The following is a 19,026-nucleotide window of genomic DNA, read 5'->3' as shown; positions in this document are numbered from 1 at the left end:
ATTGAGATGAGTCAGAACGTTTACCAATTTATCGACTTACAGCGTGTTGATCCGCCCAAGAAACCGATCAAGCTGCGCAAAATTGAATTTGTTGAAATCTACGAGCCCTTCTCTGAAGGGCAAGCTAAAGCGCAGGCCGATCGCTGCCTCTCCTGCGGTAACCCGTATTGCGAGTGGAAATGTCCGGTTCATAACTACATTCCTAACTGGCTGAAGCTGGCCAACGAAGGTCGTATTTTTGAAGCAGCTGAGCTGTCGCACCAGACAAACACCCTGCCGGAAGTATGCGGACGCGTCTGCCCGCAGGACCGTCTGTGTGAAGGTTCCTGCACGCTGAACGACGAGTTTGGCGCGGTTACCATCGGCAACATCGAGCGCTATATCAACGATAAAGCGTTCGAGATGGGCTGGCGTCCCGATCTGACCGGCGTGAAGCAAACCGGTAAACGCGTGGCGATTATTGGTGCAGGTCCGGCAGGTCTGGCATGTGCCGATGTGCTGACCCGCAACGGTGTAAAAGCCGTCGTCTTCGACCGTCATCCGGAAATTGGCGGCCTGCTGACCTTTGGTATTCCGGCCTTCAAGCTGGAAAAAGAGGTGATGATCCGCCGCCGTGAGATTTTCACCGGCATGGGTATTGAGTTCAAACTCAATACTGAAGTGGGTCGCGATGTGCAGATCGACGAGCTGCTGAAAGATTACGACGCGGTGTTCCTCGGCGTCGGGACCTATCAGTCAATGCGCGGCGGGCTGGAAAATGAAGACGCAACGGGCGTATTCGACGCGCTGCCGTTCCTCATCGCTAATACACGTCAGATTATGGGCTTTGGTGAAACGCCAAATGAGCCGTATATCAGCATGGAAGGCAAACGCGTCGTGGTGCTTGGCGGTGGTGATACCGCAATGGACTGCGTGCGTACTTCCGTTCGTCAGGGAGCAACGCATGTAATTTGTGCTTATCGCCGTGATGAAGAGAACATGCCGGGTTCACGCCGCGAAGTGAAAAACGCGCGCGAAGAGGGCGTGGAATTCCAGTTTAACGTGCAGCCGCTGGGCATCGAAATCAATGCCAACGGCAAAGTCTGCGGCGTGAAGATGGCGCGGACCGAAATGGGCGAGCCGGATGCAAAAGGCCGTCGTCGTGCGGAAATCGTTCCGGGTTCTGAACATGTGGTTCCGGCCGATGCCGTGGTGATGGCGTTTGGTTTCCGTCCGCACAGCATGGAGTGGCTGGCGAAGCACAGCGTTGAACTTGACGCTCAGGGTCGTGTTATCGCGCCGGAAGGCAGCGAAAATCCGTTCCAGACCAGCAACCCGAAAATCTTTGCCGGTGGCGACATTGTACGTGGCTCCGATTTGGTGGTGACCGCGATTGCCGAAGGCCGTAAAGCGGCTGACGGCATCATGAACTACCTCGAAGTGTAATACCCATGTAGCGACCCAAAAGGAGGCTTCGGCCTCCTTTTTTATTAGCGGATCGCGGATAGTAAAACAGGGCCATTCGGCCCTGTCAAATTACTTCACAACCCGCAACGACGGGCGTCCACCGCGCGGCGGCGGATCGTCATCAGGGCCGTTGTCCTGATCGTCAGCATGATCGGGTTTATCACCGTCGATAACCGACATCACCGTCTCGCCTTCCTGCTCTGAAGTCTCGAGGTCGTCATTCAGCATGGCGACGTCTTCGTCGTAGGCAGCTTCCGGTTCGAACATGGTGCCTGCGCCGTTTTCACGGGCGTAAATAGCCAGCACGGCCGCCATCGGCACCGCAACCTGACGCGGCACGCCGCCGAAGCGCGCATTAAAACGCACCTCGTCGTTCGCCAGTTCCAGATTGCCTACCGCGCGCGGCGCGATGTTCAACACGATTTGACCGTCACGCGCATACTCCATCGGCACGCGAACGTCCGGCAACGTCACATCAACAACCAGATGCGGCGTTAGCTGGTTATCCAGCAGCCATTCATAGAAAGCCCGCAGCAGATACGGACGGCGTGGAGACAGTTGTGACAAATCCATTCAGTTAACCCCGGCCAAGGCGCATTTCGCGCTCAGCTTCAGTCAGAGAAGCCAGGAAGGAATCACGCTCAAATACGCGCGTCATATATCCTTTCAGCTCTTTGGCACCTGCGCCGCTCAGCTCGATGCCCAGTACCGGTAAGCGCCACAGCAGCGGTGCGAGGTAGCAGTCAACCAGGCTGAACTCGTCGTTCAGGAAGTAAGGTTTCTGGGTAAACAGCGGGCCAATTGCCAGCAGCTCTTCACGCAGTTGTTTACGGGCGGCATCGGCCTGTGCACCGCTGTTGTTCTGGATGATATTCATCAGGGAATACCAGTCCTTTTCAATGCGATGCATGTAGAGACGGCTTTCACCGCGGGCGACCGGGTAAACCGGCATTAGCGGCGGATGCGGGAAACGCTCGTCCAGATATTCCATAATAATGCGTGATTCCCACAGGGTGAGTTCACGATCTACAAGTGTCGGTACGCTTTGATTCGGGTTGAGGTCAATCAGATCCTGAGGAGGATTATCCTTTTCCACGTGCTCAATTTCGAAGCTGACACCTTTTTCGGCCAGCACGATACGGACCTGATGGCTATAGATGTCCACAGGACCAGAAAACAGCGTCATTACCGAACGTTTGTTGGCAGCGACAGCCATGAAAACCTCCAGGTATATTCAAGAATTTACTGCTACCGGACTTACTCGACCGGTCAGATGTGAGTTACCTACCCGCCCGTACTGTCACTTTCGTTCAGGAAGCAAACAAAAAATGAACAATCCCAGCCATTTGGGCAGAAAATTGGATGATAGTTTACCAGATTTTGCGGGGTTTGTGGTGAGGGGATTCTGCAAATGCTGAAAAAGACGCAGTAAATGATTGATTACTGTGGATAACACGATTTTTATCCATAAAAAAACCCGGCTTGCACCGGGTTTTTTCGCCAATCGTTCTGCCGAAGCAGAAAGCAATTAACGTTTGGAGAACTGCGGACGACGACGTGCTTTGCGCAGACCGACTTTTTTACGTTCAACCTGACGAGCGTCACGAGTGACGAAGCCAGCTTTACGCAGTTCGGAACGCAGAGACTCATCGTACTCCATCAGAGCGCGGGTGATACCGTGACGGATCGCACCTGCCTGACCGGAGATACCACCACCTTTAACGGTGATGTACAGATCCAGTTTTTCAACCATGTCGACCAGTTCCAGCGGCTGACGAACTACCATGCGGGCAGTTTCACGACCGAAGTACTGTTCCAGAGAACGCTGGTTGATTACGATTTTACCGTTGCCCGGTTTGATGAACACGCGAGCGGCGGAGCTTTTGCGGCGACCAGTGCCGTAGTATTGATTTTCAGCCATTGCCTATAATCCCGATTAGATGTCAAGAACTTGCGGTTGCTGTGCCGCGTGGTTGTGCTCGTTACCCGCGTAAACTTTCAGTTTACGGTACATAGCACGACCCAGCGGGCCTTTTGGCAGCATGCCTTTAACCGCGATTTCAATCACACGCTCAGGACGGCGGGCAATCATCTCTTCAAAGGTCGCTTCTTTGATACCACCGATGTGGCCGGTGTGGTGGTAGTACATTTTGTCAGAACGTTTGTTGCCGGTTACAGCAACTTTTTCTGCGTTCAGAACGATGATGTAATCACCAGTATCAACGTGCGGAGTGTATTCCGCTTTATGCTTACCGCGCAGGCGACGAGCCAGTTCGGTAGCCAGACGGCCCAGAGTTTTACCGGTCGCGTCAACAACATACCAGTCGCGTTTTACGGTTTCTGGTTTAGCTGTAAAAGTTTTCATTATAAAGCTTACCCAAATAATAAGTTACACGTTGGTGAACACCCAAACGCCTAAATACAAGTGAGGTTCACACGACATTGTCCAGTAAACCTACCCCTTCGGATATGTTTAGCCGGCACACAAGAGTTTCGGGAAAAAAACCTTGTAGTAACGTGGGGTCGCAGGATTATAGAGAAGTCGTGGGCAAAGATCGACCCCTTTTTGTGATTTGGCGCGGCTTTTGTGCAAGGCGAATCCCTCTCCCACCGGGAAAGGGAATTACCGATTACGGCATATGCGCACGCTTGAGATACTCTTCGCTCTGCATCTCTTGCAGGCGGGACAAACAGCGCTGAAACTCAAATTTCAGCTGCTCACCCTGATAAATCTCATGCAGCGGCGCGGCAGCACTCACCACCAGCTTCACGTGGCGCTCGTAAAACTCATCCACTAAAGCAATAAAGCGTCGTGCTTCACTCTCCATCAGCGGCGTCATTACCGGCACATCGAACAACATTACGGTATGGAACAAGCGTGAGAGCGCGATGTAATCATGCTGGCTGCGCGCATCGACGCACAGCGTGGCAAACGACACCGCCAGCGTCTGGTTTTCCACACCCAGCGTCGGCAGCGCACGGTGATTAATCTCCAGCTCCAGCGCATGCTCACGCTTTGTGCCCGCCAGCGCTAACCACAACGCCTCCATTTGCCGCGCGGTCTCGTTATCCAGCGGAGTCAGCCATAAGTGCGCCTGGGTTAATGTGCGCAGACGATAATCGACGCCTGCATCGACATTCATCACATCGCAAAACTGCTTGATGGCATCGATAGCAGGTAAAAAGCGCGAGCGCTGCAAGCCGTTACGGTAGAGCTCATCCGGTGGAATATTCGACGTCGCCACCAGCGTAATACCACGGGCGAACAGCGCTTTCATTAGCCCGCCAAGCAACATGGCGTCGGTAATATCCGAAACGAAAAATTCATCGAAGCACAACACATCGGTTTCAGCTTTGAAACGATCGGCAACAATTTCCAGCGGATCGCTATGTCCCTGAAGCGAGGTCAGCTCTTCGTGAACGCGCAGCATAAAACGGTGAAAGTGCAGACGTTGTTTACGCTCACCTGGCAGGCTCTGATAGAACATGTCCATCAGCCAGGTTTTGCCACGGCCAACGCCGCCCCACATATAGAGGCCACGCACCGGTACGCTCTCACGCGGCTCACGTTTTCCCAGCAGTTTGCCGAACTTCGCCAGCAAACCGCCGTTTGTCGGTGCGCTGTTGTGGCTGCGGGTAATAATCTCTTGATAGATATGTTCCAGCCGCTGAACGGCTTCTTTTTGCACATCATCCGGCTGATGGCTTCCCTCGCTGAGGGCGCTGTTGTATCGCGATGTCGGGGTAAGGCTTTGCATGGTGTTATTGTTGTTCCTTGAAAATCGATCCGCCCCCACAGGGTTGACGAAAAAAAGGCCGTTCTACACTACGCGATGATTTGTCAGGATTCCACTTCTACACCAGAAGCGGTTATAGTGGCACTATCAGGCGCAGGCAAGGAGCCTGCAGCCCACACCCTACGGAATCACAAAATAACGGGAGAAGTACATGACCTGGGAATACGCGCTAATCGGGTTGGTTGTCGGCATTATCATTGGTGCCGTGGGTATGCGTTTCGGAAACCGTAAATTGCGCCAGCAACAGGCCTTGCAGTATGAGCTGGAAAAAAACAAAGCGGAACTGGAAGAGTATCGCGAAGAGCTGGTGAGCCATTTTGCCCGCAGCGCGGAACTGCTGGATAACATGGCGCATGATTATCGCCAACTGTATCAGCACATGGCGAAAAGCTCGTCCAACTTGCTGCCGGAAATGTCCGCAGAAGAGAATCCGTTCCGCAACCGTCTGGCCGAATCAGAAGCCAGCAACGATCAGGCACCGGTGCAGATCCCGCGTGATTATTCTGATGGCGCTTCAGGCCTGCTGCGCGGCGGCGCAAGCCGTAAATAATCCCGCCCTGTCGTCTATTTTTTTCGGGCGCGTTCCCCGCGCCCACCCCAACTTCCGCATCACAGCTATTATTTAGTCATTCACCTCATTGTTACCCGGTTGAAATTTCAATAACATCAAACTGTTTTGGGGCGTCATTCCTTTTACTTCAGGTTACGAGAGCCAGCATCAATGAAGAAACCAACCCTGCTGTTGAGTGCATTTGCGTTAAGTGTCGGGTTAACTCTCTCGGCACCGTTTCAGGCGATGGCCGCCATGCCATCACAAGTGCCCGGCCAGGGCGCGTTGCCAAGCCTTGCGCCCGTCCTGGAAAAGGTATTGCCTGCGGTGGTTAGCGTGCAGGTAGAGGGGACCACACAAGGCCAGAAAGTTCCGGAAGAGCTGAAGAAGTTTTTCGGCGACGATGTGCCGGATCAACCGCAGCAGCCGCAACCTTTTGAAGGTCTGGGTTCCGGCGTGATCATTGACGCCGCGAAAGGCTACGTGTTGACAAACAACCACGTGATCAATCAGGCGCAAAAAATTAGCGTGCAGTTGAACGACGGCCGCGAGTTCGACGCCAAACTGATCGGCGGTGATGATCAAAGCGATATTGCTCTGCTGCAATTACAGAACGCCAGCAACCTGACGCAAATTGCAATTGCCGACTCCGATAAACTGCGCGTCGGCGACTTTGTCGTTGCCGTCGGCAACCCATTCGGCCTTGGGCAGACGGCCACTTCCGGGATTGTTTCCGCACTGGGCCGCAGCGGCCTGAATCTGGAAGGGCTGGAAAACTTTATCCAGACAGATGCCTCCATCAACCGCGGCAACTCCGGCGGCGCGCTGCTTAACCTCAACGGCGAGCTTATCGGCATTAATACCGCTATCCTCGCACCGGGTGGCGGTAGCGTAGGGATTGGCTTCGCCATTCCAAGCAATATGGCGCAAACCCTCTCCAGACAATTGATTCAGTTTGGTGAGATCAAACGCGGTCTGTTGGGCATTAAAGGCACAGAAATGAGTGCGGATATCGCCAAAGCCTTTAATCTTAACGTTCAGCGTGGCGCTTTTGTCAGCGAGGTGCTGCCTAACTCCGGTTCGGCAAAAGCCGGGATCAAATCCGGTGATGTTATTGTCAGTCTGAACGGTAAGCCGCTGAACAGCTTTGCTGAACTGCGTTCACGTATTGCCACGACGGAGCCAGGCGCGAAAGTGAAGCTCGGCCTGCTGCGCGATGGCAAGCCGCTGGAGGTGGAAGTCACGCTGGATAAAAGCACGTCTTCGTCCGCCAGCGCCGATCTGATTTCACCGTCATTGCAGGGTGCAGAACTGAGCGATAGCCAGCTCAAAGATGGCACCAAAGGCATCGCGATAAATAATGTCGAAAAAGGCAGTGCAGCCGCGCAGGCCGGTCTGCATAAAGATGATGTGATCATTGGCATCAACCGTGAGCGCGTTCAGTCGATCGCTGAAATGCGTAAATTGCTGGAAACGAAACCTTCGGTAATGGCGCTGCATATCGTGCGTGGCAACGACAGCATCTACCTGCTGCTGCGCTAAGTCCTTCACTCTCCGGACATCATCATGTGATGTCCGGAGAACTCATGTTATGCTGCTGCCGTTCTTCCTTTTAGCGATAATCCCATCATGTATGTGAAGATTTTACGTTCAGTTGCAATCGGTTTGGTTGTGGGTGGCCTGATCATCGTCGCCATGCCTTCGCTGCGCAAAAACATCCCACTTAGCGCTCCCCAGCTTGAAAGCGCTGACGAAACGCCAGCCAGCTATAATCCGGCGGTACGCCGCGCAGCGCCGGCGGTGGTCAACGTCTATAACCGCAGCCTGAATAGCTCCACTCATGATCGCCTGGAGATCCGTACGCTTGGTTCCGGCGTGATTATGGATCAGCGTGGCTACATCATTACCAATAAGCACGTCATCAATGATGCGGACCAGATTATCGTTGCCCTGCAGGATGGCAGAGTGTTTGAAGCATTGCTGGTTGGCTCGGATTCCCTGACCGACTTAGCGGTGCTGAAAATCAACGCGACCGGCGGTCTGCCGGTGATCCCCATCAATACCAAACGCACGCCGCATATCGGCGATGTGGTGCTGGCAATCGGCAACCCGTATAACCTTGGGCAAACAACAACGCAGGGGATTATCAGCGCTACCGGGCGTATTGGCCTGAACCCGAGCGGACGGCAGAACTTTTTGCAGACCGATGCTTCCATCAACCATGGAAACTCCGGTGGCGCGCTGGTCAACTCGCTGGGCGAGCTGATGGGCATTAATACGTTGTCGTTTGATAAGAGCAACGACGGCGAAACACCGGAAGGTATCGGTTTTGCCATCCCTTTCCAGTTGGCCACCAAGATTATGGATAAGCTGATCCGCGATGGTCGGGTGATCCGGGGTTACATTGGTATCGGCGGACGAGAAATTGCGCCGCTGCATTCGCAGGGCGGCGGTATCGATCCGATTCAGGGGATTGTGGTTAACGAAGTCTCGCCGGGCGGCCCTGCTGCACGCGCCGGGATTCAGGTCAATGACGTTATCACCTCCGTCAATGGTAAAGCGGCCGTTTCCGCGCTTGAAACGATGGATCAGGTCGCCGAAATTCGCCCGGGTTCCGTCATTCCGGTTGAAGTGATGCGCGATGATAAGAAACTAACGCTGCAAGTCACCATCGAAGAGTATCCGGCAACTAACTGATTGCCATAAAAAAACCGGAGCACAGGCTCCGGTTTTTTTTGGGCAGTGATAACACGTTAGCGGTTAACGAAATCTACGCCCAGTTGAATATCTTTTTTCAGCGTGTCGAGCATACCTTCCAGCGACTGTTGCTCATAAGCGCTAAGCTTGCCGATGGCATGACGCTCTTCAATGCCGTTTTTCCCCAGCAGCAGCGGCTGTGAGAAGAAGCGCGCATATTCGCCATCGCCTTCCACATAAGCGCATTCAACCACGCCTTTCTCGCCTTGCAGTGCGCGCACCAGCGACAAACCAAAACGCGCAGCGGCCTGCCCCATCGAGAGCGTAGCCGAACCGCCACCCGCCTTCGCTTCCACCACTTCAGTACCGGCATTCTGAATGCGTTTTGTCAGGTCTGCGACTTCCTGCTCGCTAAAGCTGACGCCCGGTACCTGCGACAGCAGCGGCAGAATGGTAACGCCGGAATGCCCGCCAATTACCGGCACTTCGATATCGCCAGGCGATTTATGCTTCTGTTCAGCAACAAAGGTGTTCGCACGAATAATGTCCAGCGTGGTGACGCCAAACAGTTTGTTTTTGTCGTAGACACCCGCTTTTTTCAGCACTTCCGCCGCAATAGCGACGGTGGTATTCACCGGGTTAGTGATGATGCCAATGCAAGCTTTCGGCGCGGTTTTCGCCACCTGGGCGACCAGGTTTTTCACAATGCCCGCGTTGACGTTAAACAGGTCGGAACGATCCATACCCGGTTTACGCGCCACGCCAGCGGAAATCAGTACGACATCGGCCCCTTCCAGCGCAGGAGTCGCATCGTCGCCGGAGAAACCTTTAATGCTCACATCAGTTGGAATATGGCTGAGATCAACAGCAACCCCGGGGGTTACAGGAGCAATATCATAGAGAGAGAGTTCTGAACCGGAAGGCAGTTGTGTTTTCAGTAGTAGGGCTAGCGCCTGACCGATACCGCCGGCCGCGCCGAGGACTGCGACTTTCATCCTAAACTCCTTATTATGGTTAGCTAAATATCTTGTTACTCCGTTGCGGCGACCTTAATTCACCCTGATAATTATGGCAATGTATGCGCAGAAATTCTGCGGCACACCCCCACTTTAAGATCTTATAAGAAGGTAAATACGTCGTCAGATCGGCAAACTAAGCAACTAACACTGAGAGTTTATAATATAGCTGCGATATCCACCAAAATAACATCAACTTTATAACATTTAATTTACTTTTTAATGTTATTTGCGACGTAAGACACATGTGCCTGTCCTTCAGCGCAGGATTTGGTAAACTCCGCGCCTTTCAGCATACATTTCAGAATTTCCCAGACGAGATTGTTTGCATAAAAATTCATTAATATGCATAATAATGTTGTTTTCACGGCCATATTACGGGTGACTTATGCGAAGCTCGGCAAAACAAGAAGAATTAGTTAAAGCGTTTAAGGCGCTTCTTAAAGAAGAGAAATTCAGTTCTCAGGGAGAAATTGTCCAGGCTTTACAAGATGAAGGCTTCGACAATATCAATCAGTCTAAAGTCTCCCGCATGCTGACCAAATTCGGTGCGGTGCGTACGCGCAACGCAAAAATGGAGATGGTCTACTGCCTGCCGATTGAACTGGGCGTCCCGACAACCTCCAGCCCGCTGAAGAATCTGGTGCTGGATATCGACTACAACGATGCCGTTGTGGTGATTCACACCAGCCCGGGCGCTGCGCAGCTTATTGCGCGCCTGCTGGATTCCCTCGGTAAAGCGGAAGGTATCCTTGGCACCATTGCTGGCGACGATACGATTTTTACCACCCCGGCCAGAGGCTTCACCGTTAAAGATCTCTACGAAGCGATCCTCGTTTTATTCGAACAGGAACTCTGATATTACTTTCCCCCCGCTTCGATTGCGGGGGAATGTTCTGCCTTCTCCCCCTTCGCTCACAACTTTTCACTCACATTAATTTAACAGTTAGTGCGATTTCCTGTTTCAAACCCCCGGTGCAGCGAATACCATCGCACAAAAAATCAAATTCAAATATCTATATGATTTTCTTAGATATAACCAAACATTTTTTAATCGTATCCAGTTTTTTTATGCTTTGTTGTTATAAAAAATGATTTCAATAAGGCTCAATTACCATAGAAACAATTAGCATGGTATTAATTTTTTCTGTGACTAGTGTATACTTGATTTTGTGATGAGGGTCACGAAACAAGACCCCAATGAATTGAAGTAAAAGAATACGACGAGGTAAAGAATCATGAATATCAAATCAACTGTTGCGACACTCGGCATTCTCTCAGCACTGTCATTTGGCGCTTTTGCTGCCGATTCCATCAGCGCAGACCAGGCACAATCACGCCAGCCTCTCGGCACCGTATCTGTAGGTGCTGTCGCCTCCTCTCCGATGGATATGCGTGCTGAACTGAACAAAAAAGCGGAAGAACAAGGCGCTTCTTCTTACCGCATTATCGAAGCACGTACCGGTGACAACTGGCACGCAACAGCCGAACTGTACAAATAAGTTTTACCGATAACCCTATGTCATCACTCAACGGCGCCAGGCATAAAAATAGCAGTTTAATCCTCCCTGCCGTTGAGACTCTCTTAAGGAGACAAATTATGAAACGCAATCTCATCATCGCATCCCTTGGCCTTGCATCCTTGATCTCTTTCGGCGCAAGCGCTGCAACGCTGATTAACAGCGAACAAGCGAGCAATCTGCAACCTATGGGCAGTGTTTCTGTTTCACAGGTAGCTGGTGTACCGATGGATATTCGCCAGGAACTCTCCGCGAAAGCTGACCAGGCGGGCGCCAGCAGCTACCGCATCATTGAAGCACGTACGGGCGACCAAACCCACGTTACGGCGGAACTGTATAAATAAACCCTCGTCGTCTAGTCCGACGACTTGCCCCTGCCTGTCAGGGGCTTTTTTTTGCCTTCAGCGCACATTAAAACGCAGCTCGCCTTCCAGCTCCTCTTCCGCTTCATCAAACAACAGGATCAATGCGCCAAAACGGCGGCGCTGTCGCTCCGGCAGATGAACAAACTCAATCTCCAGTGGTAAAGGTAATGCCCCCGCCATCACTGCATCCCACAGTGAATCGAGATCGTGAATTTTGTCGCTTCCCAGCTCGAACCGGCGCGAGAACTCCCGGTAGAACGCGCCCTGATCGTCGATGTTTTTAAAATCGAAAGTGTAGGTATTCATTATTTCCGCCACCAGCCCAACAGGGCGGCGTCCGCCGCCCGACGCGTTATAATCCGCCGAGATGCAGGGTCTTCACCTCAAGAAACTCCTCCAGCCCCAGCACCGACCCTTCGCGACCCAAGCCCGACTCTTTCACTCCGCCGAACGGCCCCAGTTCGGTGGATACCGCGCACTCGTTAATACCGATCATTCCGCTCTCAATGGCCTGCGAAACGCGGAACACCCGCTGCAAGTTTTGCGTATAGAAGTAAGCCGCCAGACCAAACGGCGTCGCATTCGCGCGCTGAACAACTTCTTCCTCACTGGTAAAGCGGAAACAGGCTGCTACCGGGCCAAATGTCTCTTCCTGCGCCAGCTTCATGCCATCGCTACAATCGCCCAGTACGGTTGGTTGCCAGAAGTTACCGCCAAGGCTGTGCGCTTTACCGCCAGCCAACACTTTAGCGCCTTTGGCCACCGCATCTTCCACATGCTCACGCACTTTCTCGACGGCGGCAGACTCGATCAACGGCCCCACGACCACACCCTCTTCCAGACCATTTCCCACTCTCAATGCGCTTACCGCCGTACTCAGTTTCTGCGTGAAAGTGTCGTAGACAGACTCATGAATGTAGAAGCGGTTTACGCTGACGCAAACCTGGCCGGCATTGCGGAATTTGTTCGCAATCGCCCCCTGAACTGCCGCATCGATGTCGGCATCTTCAAAGACGATATACGGCGCGTTGCCCCCCAGTTCCATCGACACTTTTTTCATGGTTTCGGCGGCATTGCGAACCAGCGTTTTCCCTACCGCAGTTGAGCCAGTGAAGGAGATCTTCCGTACCTCGTGGCTGGCCATAATCGCATCGCTGATTTCTGCCGTGTTACCGGCAACCGCATTGAGCACGCCATCCGGTACGCCCGCTTTCTTCGCCAGCGCCAACAAGGCAAACGCGCTAAGCGGAGTATTGTTCGCCGGTTTGATAACGCCGGTACATCCTGCCGCCAGCGCTGGTCCCAGCTTGCGGGTCAGCATCGCCATCGGGAAGTTCCACGGCGTGATGGCAGCCACCACACCTACGGGTTCCCGGGTCGCCAGAATGCGCGAACCCGGCTTGATCGGCGGGATAATTTCACCGTTGGCGCGTTTTGCCTGTTCGGCAAACCACTGAATAAAGCTGGCGGCATACTCGACTTCCCCCTCAGCTTCTTTCAATGGTTTCCCCTGCTCGGTAGTCATCAAGCGCCCTAACCAGCTTTTATTTTCAATGATCAATTCATACCAGCGATAGAGGATGGCGGAACGCTCTTTCGCGGTTTTCGCCCGCCAGCCTGGGAAAGCCCGGCTCGCCGCAGCAATGGCATCTTCAGTCTCTTTTTTTCCTGCTTTAGCGACGCTGGCGATGATTTCACCGGTGGCCGGATTCAGAACGTCAAATGTGGTGTTCAGGGATTTCCAGACGCCATCCACCAGATAGCCGGCCTGAAACAGTGGGTTGTCCTGCAATACCTGCGTTGTCATTTGCTCTCCCGATCGGTGTGTTATCAGCTTCCACAAAGTATAGCCATAAAAAAACCGACGCTTTTTGGCGTCGGTTTTCTGTTTAGTTGCTGGTCAGCGCATGCTGATATTTGTGGAGCATCCCGATTAATCGCTGCACCGGTTCGGTCACCTGCGGCGGCGCATCCCAGATGCGCAGTTTCTCCTGGTAGATATCCAGCTCTTCCAGCAGTTGCGTAAAGTAACGCCGTCGTCTGTTATCCGATCCGGCCGAAATCACTTGCGACGCGGTACGGCGTAACTGGCGATGAAAAGCGGAAAGATCATCGTTGATCGGCACCGGTGCATCGCGCAGACGCTGGTGGGCAATAATCAACGTTAATGCCAGACGGAACTTCGCCACGTCGCCGGGGAATTTGTTCAGCAGTAAAAACAGTTGCTGATATAGCGCGGGCAGATGGTTCTCTTTCCGTCGCGCCGTATTGGTGGTCATTGCCGATACCGCCGCCGAAACAAACTGATTCAACAACGTACGCCCGGTACGTGCCTGCGAGTTATCCCGCACCAGCAGCAGTACCACCATAGCCAGCACCACGCCCACTAACTGGCCGAGCGCATTATCGAGAAACTGGCTGAATTTAAAGGTCATTGGGTTATCAAGCACCAGAATGTTGATGGTGCCCGCCAGCGTCGCCATCGATCCCAGACGGCGCTTCTGTACCTCAATGCCGATGAAGAAGGCCAGCACCGCCAGGCTGATACAGAGCAGCAGCATACTTTGTTGCGTCGAGGGAATAATCACCAGAAAGAACAACGCGCCGATCGGTAACGCCCACAGCATGCCGTAGATAAAGTCTTTTGCCACCATTTTCGGGTTCGGCAGACGCATCGCCAGCGAGGTAACAACGGCAATCATTACCATTGATCCACTGCCGGATGTCCAGCCGGTCCACAGCCAGAAAAGTGTGCCCAGCATGCACGATAAAGTGGTGCGCCAGAAGTTAACCATTGCATGGTGACGTTCGGCGGATTCCGGTTTTACCACCACTTCGCCCTGCAGAACCTCTTCTTCAACCGCACTGATTTTGGCATTACCGATGACACCGCGTTTCAGCAGCAGGTAGCGCGTCGCCGCGCCCACCCAACTGTAGATGGTTACCGGCGTATCGCGCTCACCGGTCCAGGCCACCACCCGGCGCATGCGTTTCAACTGCTTATGCACATCCTGCACATTGTCGATGGGATCCGCGAACAATTCACGGAAAGTATCAGTGACCAGTTCCGGACGCGTATTCTGAATAAGGTAGGTTTCGCAAGCCTGAGTAATCAGCGTTAATGACAGCGTGTTGATGACTTTTAACCGCCGGTTAGCACGCCCCCAGCGAGAGGATTCAATATTCAGGTTACTGCGCATGCCTTCCAGCACGGTGGTACGGCGCACCAGCGCAGCCCACGCTTGATCCACCTCTTCTCTATCGCCGTGCTTGATGCACAATTGCATCAGTTGATAGTGCGCCACCAGCAGAGCATCCAGCTCACGGTCAATCTCACGTTTGATCGAGCGCGGGGAAAACAGCAGATCGGCAACAATGGCACAGAGGATGCCGATGACGATTTCGCTACAACGCTCCACGGCATATTGCGGTGCCAGCAGCGGCTCCGTCTGAATGGTCACGACGATGATTAACGCGGTATACCCTGCCAGCCCCCAGGCGTAGGAGTTTTCAACGCGTACCAGCGAGGAGAGCCAGGTACAAAAACCGGCCCAGATACAACACACCATCAGCATCAGCAGCGGCGTACGGATCAATACAATGATGATCGCCAGCCCGGCAATACAGCCGATAAACGTCCCGACAATACGCAGCATCCCGCGGTAACGGATAGCGCCAGAATAGGGCTCGCCACCGGCGGCAAACGCCGGGCCAGCCGCAACGATCGCGGCGGTCAGCACCGCCCAGCGCGGTGTTTCAAGCTGAAAGTGAAAACCGACAAACAGTGCCAGCACCACGGCAAAGGCCAGCTTGACGGCAAAGCGCAAATGCTGGCTGGCTATCGACAACAGCCCCATAGCGATTACCCCAGCTCACGCAAACGGTGGGCCATTTTACGGAAGAAGGAGTCCTGGCTTTCGTCACGATCGGTTTTCCCGGTCACCACAACGGTCGCGGTCGTGCCCGCAGGCCAGAGATTTCCCGGCTGTTTATCGAGGCGAATACGCACCGGCACGCGCTGGGCCAGCCGCACCCACTCCAGGTTAGAATCGATGGTCGCCATCCCTTTGCTGTCGTTGCTGCTGCTGGAGTTGGTCACACCGGCGGCGATGCTGTCCACCGTGCCTTTCAGCACCCGGTTGCTGCCGAGCGGCGTGATCTCTGCCCGGTAGCCAGGACGAACGCCTTCAAGTTTGGTCTCTTCCATATAAGCCAGAATATAGAAAGAGTTCTGTTTCACCAGCGCCACAGCGGTGGAACCGCGAGTAATAAACTCACCGGCGTAAACATTCAGGTTGGTGACCCAGCCGTCAGCCGGCGCGCGGATGATGGTGCGCTCCAGATCAAGTTTCGCCAGATCACGGGCCGCTTGCGCTTTCGCCAGCTGATGCATCGCCGTTTGCAGTATGTTGTTCGCCTGGTCGATCTCTTCGCGCGACATCGCCTGTACGCCCAACTGGTTACGACGTCCGGCCTCGCGACGCTTCTCGTTGACCAGCGCGTCGTAATAAGCAACATCCGCCTCATCTTCTGCCAGCGCTTTCTGGTAGCGGGGCTGATCGATGGTGAACAGCACTTGCCCCTCTTTTACCAGTTGGTTGTCATGCACGTTGACCGAAGTCACCAGCCCGGTGACATCCGGCGCGATGGCAACCACATCTGCGCTGAAACGCGCATCGCGCGTCCAGGGAGATTCGGTGTAATAGACCCAGGCGTGGAAAATTGCGATGAACGCCAGGATAACCAGAACGACCGTAATAGCGGTACGGGAGATATTTCTTGTTAGTGTTTTCACTTCGACCTCAAACAAACAGACGCGACAGCAGATAAAACAAGCAGCAGTACAGCGCAGTATTAAATAACGCAGGATGCCAGACGAAATCATAGATTCCGGTAGGGATCAGCACCCGTCGCACCAGCCAGAAAATCGCCAGTGACAAAATCAATTCGAAAAAAATCGGTGGGAACGACAAACCGAACACCACGATTACGGGAAACAGACTCATGTTGACCTTGATTCGAGAACAAGCAGGTGAAATTGTTTTTACGTCACCGCAGGAATAGGACAAGGAGTGCCAGGGCGAGAGTGACGTGAATATTCTTCAGAGATAGTATATTAACGTAACTGTTATGCTGTTATCTATATTGTGTGATCTAAATCACTTTTAAGTAAGAGTGAATAATGGAACGACTAAAACGCATGTCGGTGTTTGCCAAAGTGGTGGAATTGGGTTCATTTACCGCCACCGCCCGACAGCTGGAAATGAGCGTTTCGTCCATCAGCCAGACGGTGGCGAAGCTGGAAGATGAATTACAGGTCAAGCTGCTAAACCGCAGCACACGCAGCCTGGGGCTGACCGAAGCCGGAAAAATTTACTATCAGGGATGTCGTCGCATGCTGCATGAAGTGCAGGATGTTCACGAGCAACTTTACGCTTTCAACAACACGCCGATTGGTACGCTGCGCATTGGTAGTTCTTCAACCATGGCGCAAAATGTGCTGGCAAAAATGACGGCAGAGATGCTGAAAGAGCATCCAGGGTTGTCCGTTAACCTGGTAACCGGCATCCCGGCGCCGGATCTAATCGCCGACGGGCTGGACGTGGTGATCCGCGTCGGCGCATTGCAGGATTCCAGCCTCTTCTCCCGCCGCCTCGGCGCGATGCCGATGGTGCTGTGCGCGGCAAAAAACTATCTTGCCCAATACGGCGTGCCGGAAAAACCCACCGATCTGGCAAATCATTCGTGGCTGGAATATAGCGTCCGCCCGGATAACGAATTTGAACTGATCGCGCCAGAAGGGATCTCAACGCGGCTGATTCCGCAGGGACGTTTTGTCACCAACGATCCGATGACGCTGACGCGCTGGCTGACCGCCGGTGCCGGGCTGGCTTATGTCCCGCTGATGTGGGTGATCGATGAAATCAACAGCGGCCAGCTGGAGATCCTGCTGCCGCGCTATCAGTCCGATCCGCGCCCGGTTTATGCGCTGTATACGGAAAAAGATAAGCTCCCGCTGAAAGTGCAGGTCTGTATTAACTACATGACGGAATATTTTATTGAAGTGGGAAAGGTATATCAGGGAATGCAGGGGCGCAGTGCCTGAGCGGATAATCCTCTCCCCGCAGGGAGAGGATTTTAACGATTAAGCCGTACCGCCTACCGTCAGGTTATCTACTTTCAGCGTCGGTTGACCCACGCCAACCGGCAGGCTTTGTCCCTCTTTGCCGCATACGCCGACGCCGTTATCCAGCTTCAGATCGTTACCGACCATCGAGATCTGCTGCATGGCTTCGATCCCGGAGCCAATCAGCGTTGCGCCTTTCACCGCTTTGGTCACTTTACCTTTCTCAATCAGGTACGCTTCCGAGGTGGAGAAGACGAACTTGCCGGAGGTGATATCCACCTGGCCGCCGCCGAAGTTGGGTGCATAGATCCCATAATCAACGGATTCGATAATCTCTTGCGGCGTCGACTTCCCGGCCAGCATATACGTGTTGGTCATGCGCGGCATCGGCAAATGGGCGTAAGATTCACGGCGGCCGTTGCCGGTCGGTTTCATGCCCATCAAACGTGCGTTCATCTTGTCCTGCATGTAGCCTTTCAGCACGCCATTTTCGATCAGCACATTGTACTGCCCCGGCGTGCCTTCATCGTCAATCGCCACGGATCCGCGACGATCGGCAATCGTGCCGTCATCAACCACCGTACAAAGCTCTGAAGCCACCAGTTTGCCCATCTGCCCGCTGAATACCGATGTGCCGCGACGGTTGAAATCGCCTTCCAGACCGTGACCGACCGCTTCGTGCAACAGCACGCCCGGCCAGCCTGCGCCCAGCACCACCGGCAGTGTGCCCGCTGGTGCCGCAACAGCAGACAAGTTCACCAGCGCCATGCGCACGGCCTCTTTCGCCCACGCATCTGCACGTACATCGCCATCAACGTCTTGCAGGAACCAGTCATAACCGAAACGACCGCCACCGCCGCTGGAACCACGTTCGCGTTTACCGTCATCTTCCACCTGCACGCTCACCGAGAGACGCACCAGCGGACGCACATCGGCGGCCAGCGTACCGTCGGTCGCCGCGACAAGAATCAATTCATAAACGCCGGTCAGGCTGGCGGTTACTTCCTGCACGCGCTTGTCGGCCGCGCGCGCCACTTTATCCACGCGACGCAGAATATCCAGCTTCTCTTCGCGGCTCATGCTTTGCAGCGGATCGATGCTGGTATAAAGCGCGGTATGTTCCACCGCGCCCAGCGTCTTCACTTTGCCGTCGCCGTCTTCACGCACAATGGTACGCGCGGCCTGCGCGCTCTGCTCCAGCGCCAGCAGGCTTATCTGGTCGGCATAGGCAAAACCGGTTTTCTCACCGCTCACCGCGCGAACGCCCACGCCCTGATCGATATTGTAAGAGCCATCTTTAATGATGCTGTCTTCTAAAACCCAGGATTCGTGATAGCTCGACTGGAAATAGAGATCGCCATAATCAAGACGACGTGCGGTCAATTGACCGAGAATGGCAAACAGATCCTGATGACTCAGGCCATTCGCTGCCAGCAGTTGTTCACTCACCAGATTAAGACTCATCATTTTTTACTCATCGTTGCCGCCACATCGGGCAATAAAAAAAG

20 protein-coding genes are annotated in these 19,026 nt (G+C 53.7%); 8 read left to right on the top strand and 12 right to left on the bottom strand.

The annotated features are described in order from the left end of the window. Positions 1-6 precede the first annotated feature (6 nt). Entirely contained in the window at positions 7-1,425 is a 1,419-nt protein-coding gene (locus tag AWR26_RS02525; RefSeq protein ID WP_043956370.1) for a glutamate synthase small subunit, read from the top strand. 90 nt (positions 1,426-1,515) lie between these two features. On the opposite strand, the gene sspB is transcribed toward AWR26_RS02525, so the two are convergent. The 5 genes from sspB to zapE all read right to left on the bottom strand — a co-directional run bounded on the left by sspB (position 1,516) and on the right by zapE (position 5,204). After that, a complete protein-coding gene (sspB, locus tag AWR26_RS02520) occupies positions 1,516-2,019 on the bottom strand; it encodes a ClpXP protease specificity-enhancing factor (protein ID WP_043956369.1) in 504 nt (167 codons plus the stop codon). Between the two features lie 4 nt (positions 2,020-2,023). Next, on the bottom strand, positions 2,024-2,662 hold the full coding sequence (gene sspA / locus AWR26_RS02515) for a stringent starvation protein SspA (RefSeq protein ID WP_007369885.1): 639 nt from the start codon (positions 2,660-2,662) through the stop codon (positions 2,024-2,026). A 312-nt stretch (positions 2,663-2,974) separates the two neighbouring features. Beyond that, the gene (gene rpsI / locus AWR26_RS02510; protein WP_000829818.1) at positions 2,975-3,367 is read right to left on the bottom strand and encodes a 30S ribosomal protein S9; all 393 of its coding nucleotides are present in this window, start codon (positions 3,365-3,367) and stop codon (positions 2,975-2,977) included. A gap of 15 nt (positions 3,368-3,382) precedes the next feature. Then, complete coding sequence (gene rplM / locus AWR26_RS02505; RefSeq protein WP_002437467.1) at positions 3,383-3,811, bottom strand: 50S ribosomal protein L13; 429 nt, start codon at positions 3,809-3,811, stop codon at positions 3,383-3,385. A gap of 265 nt (positions 3,812-4,076) precedes the next feature. After that, positions 4,077-5,204 (bottom strand): cell division protein ZapE, encoded by a 1,128-nt coding sequence (zapE, locus tag AWR26_RS02500; RefSeq protein WP_064563357.1) that lies wholly within the window; start codon positions 5,202-5,204, stop codon positions 4,077-4,079. A 190-nt stretch (positions 5,205-5,394) separates the two neighbouring features. Between zapE and zapG the strand changes: the two genes are divergently transcribed. The 3 genes from zapG to degS all read left to right on the top strand — a co-directional run bounded on the left by zapG (position 5,395) and on the right by degS (position 8,490). Continuing rightward, complete coding sequence (gene zapG, locus AWR26_RS02495; RefSeq protein WP_007369882.1) at positions 5,395-5,793, top strand: Z-ring associated protein ZapG; 399 nt, start codon at positions 5,395-5,397, stop codon at positions 5,791-5,793. Positions 5,794-5,964: 171 nt separating this feature from the next. Further along, positions 5,965-7,335 carry a serine endoprotease DegQ gene (gene degQ, locus AWR26_RS02490; RefSeq protein WP_043956366.1) on the top strand — a complete coding sequence of 457 codons (1,371 nt, stop codon included), beginning with the start codon at positions 5,965-5,967 and terminating at the stop codon, positions 7,333-7,335. Between the two features lie 87 nt (positions 7,336-7,422). Further along, positions 7,423-8,490 (top strand): outer membrane-stress sensor serine endopeptidase DegS, encoded by a 1,068-nt coding sequence (gene degS / locus AWR26_RS02485; RefSeq protein WP_007369880.1) that lies wholly within the window; start codon positions 7,423-7,425, stop codon positions 8,488-8,490. A 56-nt stretch (positions 8,491-8,546) separates the two neighbouring features. Here the strand turns inward: degS and mdh are convergent, their stop codons facing one another. Beyond that, complete coding sequence (gene mdh / locus AWR26_RS02480; protein WP_064563355.1) at positions 8,547-9,485, bottom strand: malate dehydrogenase; 939 nt, start codon at positions 9,483-9,485, stop codon at positions 8,547-8,549. A 409-nt stretch (positions 9,486-9,894) separates the two neighbouring features. On the opposite strand from mdh, the gene argR reads away from it, so the two are divergent. The 3 genes from argR (at position 9,895) to yhcN (AWR26_RS02465) (ending at position 11,370) form a co-directional block, all read left to right on the top strand. Further along, on the top strand, positions 9,895-10,365 hold the full coding sequence (gene argR / locus AWR26_RS02475) for a transcriptional regulator ArgR (protein WP_007369877.1): 471 nt from the start codon (positions 9,895-9,897) through the stop codon (positions 10,363-10,365). Positions 10,366-10,744: 379 nt separating this feature from the next. Continuing rightward, positions 10,745-11,008: a peroxide/acid stress response protein YhcN gene (yhcN, locus tag AWR26_RS02470; protein WP_064563353.1), complete on the top strand. Its 264-nt coding sequence runs from the start codon at positions 10,745-10,747 to the stop codon at positions 11,006-11,008. A 98-nt stretch (positions 11,009-11,106) separates the two neighbouring features. Beyond that, entirely contained in the window at positions 11,107-11,370 is a 264-nt protein-coding gene (gene yhcN / locus AWR26_RS02465; protein WP_043956363.1) for a peroxide/acid stress response protein YhcN, read from the top strand. Positions 11,371-11,427: 57 nt separating this feature from the next. Here yhcN (AWR26_RS02465) and AWR26_RS02460 read toward each other — a convergent pair whose 3' ends face one another. From AWR26_RS02460 to aaeX, 5 genes are all read right to left on the bottom strand, one after another. After that, the gene (locus tag AWR26_RS02460) at positions 11,428-11,697 is read right to left on the bottom strand and encodes a barstar family protein (RefSeq protein WP_043956362.1); all 270 of its coding nucleotides are present in this window, start codon (positions 11,695-11,697) and stop codon (positions 11,428-11,430) included. Between the two features lie 46 nt (positions 11,698-11,743). Beyond that, entirely contained in the window at positions 11,744-13,198 is a 1,455-nt protein-coding gene (locus AWR26_RS02455; RefSeq protein WP_064563350.1) for an NAD-dependent succinate-semialdehyde dehydrogenase, read from the bottom strand. 82 nt (positions 13,199-13,280) lie between these two features. Beyond that, complete coding sequence (gene aaeB / locus AWR26_RS02450) at positions 13,281-15,248, bottom strand: p-hydroxybenzoic acid efflux pump subunit AaeB (RefSeq protein ID WP_064563348.1); 1,968 nt, start codon at positions 15,246-15,248, stop codon at positions 13,281-13,283. A 5-nt stretch (positions 15,249-15,253) separates the two neighbouring features. Beyond that, positions 15,254-16,186, bottom strand: coding sequence for a p-hydroxybenzoic acid efflux pump subunit AaeA (gene aaeA, locus AWR26_RS02445; protein ID WP_064568941.1), 933 nt, complete (start codon positions 16,184-16,186; stop codon positions 15,254-15,256). Positions 16,187-16,193: 7 nt separating this feature from the next. Next, on the bottom strand, positions 16,194-16,397 hold the full coding sequence (aaeX, locus tag AWR26_RS02440) for a p-hydroxybenzoic acid efflux pump operon protein AaeX (protein ID WP_007369870.1): 204 nt from the start codon (positions 16,395-16,397) through the stop codon (positions 16,194-16,196). 176 nt (positions 16,398-16,573) lie between these two features. Between aaeX and aaeR the strand changes: the two genes are divergently transcribed. Then, positions 16,574-17,497, top strand: a complete 924-nt coding sequence (gene aaeR, locus AWR26_RS02435; RefSeq protein ID WP_064563346.1) for an HTH-type transcriptional activator AaeR — start codon at positions 16,574-16,576, stop codon at positions 17,495-17,497. Between the two features lie 39 nt (positions 17,498-17,536). Here aaeR and tldD read toward each other — a convergent pair whose 3' ends face one another. Further along, positions 17,537-18,982 (bottom strand): metalloprotease TldD, encoded by a 1,446-nt coding sequence (tldD, locus tag AWR26_RS02430; RefSeq protein ID WP_064568940.1) that lies wholly within the window; start codon positions 18,980-18,982, stop codon positions 17,537-17,539. Positions 18,983-19,026: the final 44 nt, after the last annotated feature.

This window comes from Kosakonia oryzae (assembly GCF_001658025.2).
Classification (GTDB): Bacteria; Pseudomonadota; Gammaproteobacteria; order Enterobacterales; family Enterobacteriaceae; genus Kosakonia; species Kosakonia oryzae.
Note: the sequence above shows the minus strand (reverse complement) of the source record. Positions and strands in the feature narration are given on the sequence as shown.

Excerpts from the sequence above, each read along its gene's own strand:
- AWR26_RS02525 (WP_043956370.1), top strand. The coding sequence starts at position 7 with ATGAGTCAGAACGTTTACCAATTTATCGACTTACAGCGTGTTGATCCG.
- sspB (WP_043956369.1), bottom strand. The coding sequence starts at position 2,019 with ATGGATTTGTCACAACTGTCTCCACGCCGTCCGTATCTGCTGCGGGCT.
- sspA (WP_007369885.1), bottom strand. The coding sequence starts at position 2,662 with ATGGCTGTCGCTGCCAACAAACGTTCGGTAATGACGCTGTTTTCTGGT.
- rpsI (WP_000829818.1), bottom strand. The coding sequence starts at position 3,367 with ATGGCTGAAAATCAATACTACGGCACTGGTCGCCGCAAAAGCTCCGCC.
- rplM (WP_002437467.1), bottom strand. The coding sequence starts at position 3,811 with ATGAAAACTTTTACAGCTAAACCAGAAACCGTAAAACGCGACTGGTAT.
- zapE (WP_064563357.1), bottom strand. The coding sequence starts at position 5,204 with ATGCAAAGCCTTACCCCGACATCGCGATACAACAGCGCCCTCAGCGAG.
- zapG (WP_007369882.1), top strand. The coding sequence starts at position 5,395 with ATGACCTGGGAATACGCGCTAATCGGGTTGGTTGTCGGCATTATCATT.
- degQ (WP_043956366.1), top strand. The coding sequence starts at position 5,965 with ATGAAGAAACCAACCCTGCTGTTGAGTGCATTTGCGTTAAGTGTCGGG.
- degS (WP_007369880.1), top strand. The coding sequence starts at position 7,423 with ATGTATGTGAAGATTTTACGTTCAGTTGCAATCGGTTTGGTTGTGGGT.
- mdh (WP_064563355.1), bottom strand. The coding sequence starts at position 9,485 with ATGAAAGTCGCAGTCCTCGGCGCGGCCGGCGGTATCGGTCAGGCGCTA.
- argR (WP_007369877.1), top strand. The coding sequence starts at position 9,895 with ATGCGAAGCTCGGCAAAACAAGAAGAATTAGTTAAAGCGTTTAAGGCG.
- yhcN (WP_064563353.1), top strand. The coding sequence starts at position 10,745 with ATGAATATCAAATCAACTGTTGCGACACTCGGCATTCTCTCAGCACTG.
- yhcN (WP_043956363.1), top strand. The coding sequence starts at position 11,107 with ATGAAACGCAATCTCATCATCGCATCCCTTGGCCTTGCATCCTTGATC.
- AWR26_RS02460 (WP_043956362.1), bottom strand. The coding sequence starts at position 11,697 with ATGAATACCTACACTTTCGATTTTAAAAACATCGACGATCAGGGCGCG.
- AWR26_RS02455 (WP_064563350.1), bottom strand. The coding sequence starts at position 13,198 with ATGACAACGCAGGTATTGCAGGACAACCCACTGTTTCAGGCCGGCTAT.
- aaeB (WP_064563348.1), bottom strand. The coding sequence starts at position 15,248 with ATGGGGCTGTTGTCGATAGCCAGCCAGCATTTGCGCTTTGCCGTCAAG.
- aaeX (WP_007369870.1), bottom strand. The coding sequence starts at position 16,397 with ATGAGTCTGTTTCCCGTAATCGTGGTGTTCGGTTTGTCGTTCCCACCG.
- aaeR (WP_064563346.1), top strand. The coding sequence starts at position 16,574 with ATGGAACGACTAAAACGCATGTCGGTGTTTGCCAAAGTGGTGGAATTG.
- tldD (WP_064568940.1), bottom strand. The coding sequence starts at position 18,982 with ATGAGTCTTAATCTGGTGAGTGAACAACTGCTGGCAGCGAATGGCCTG.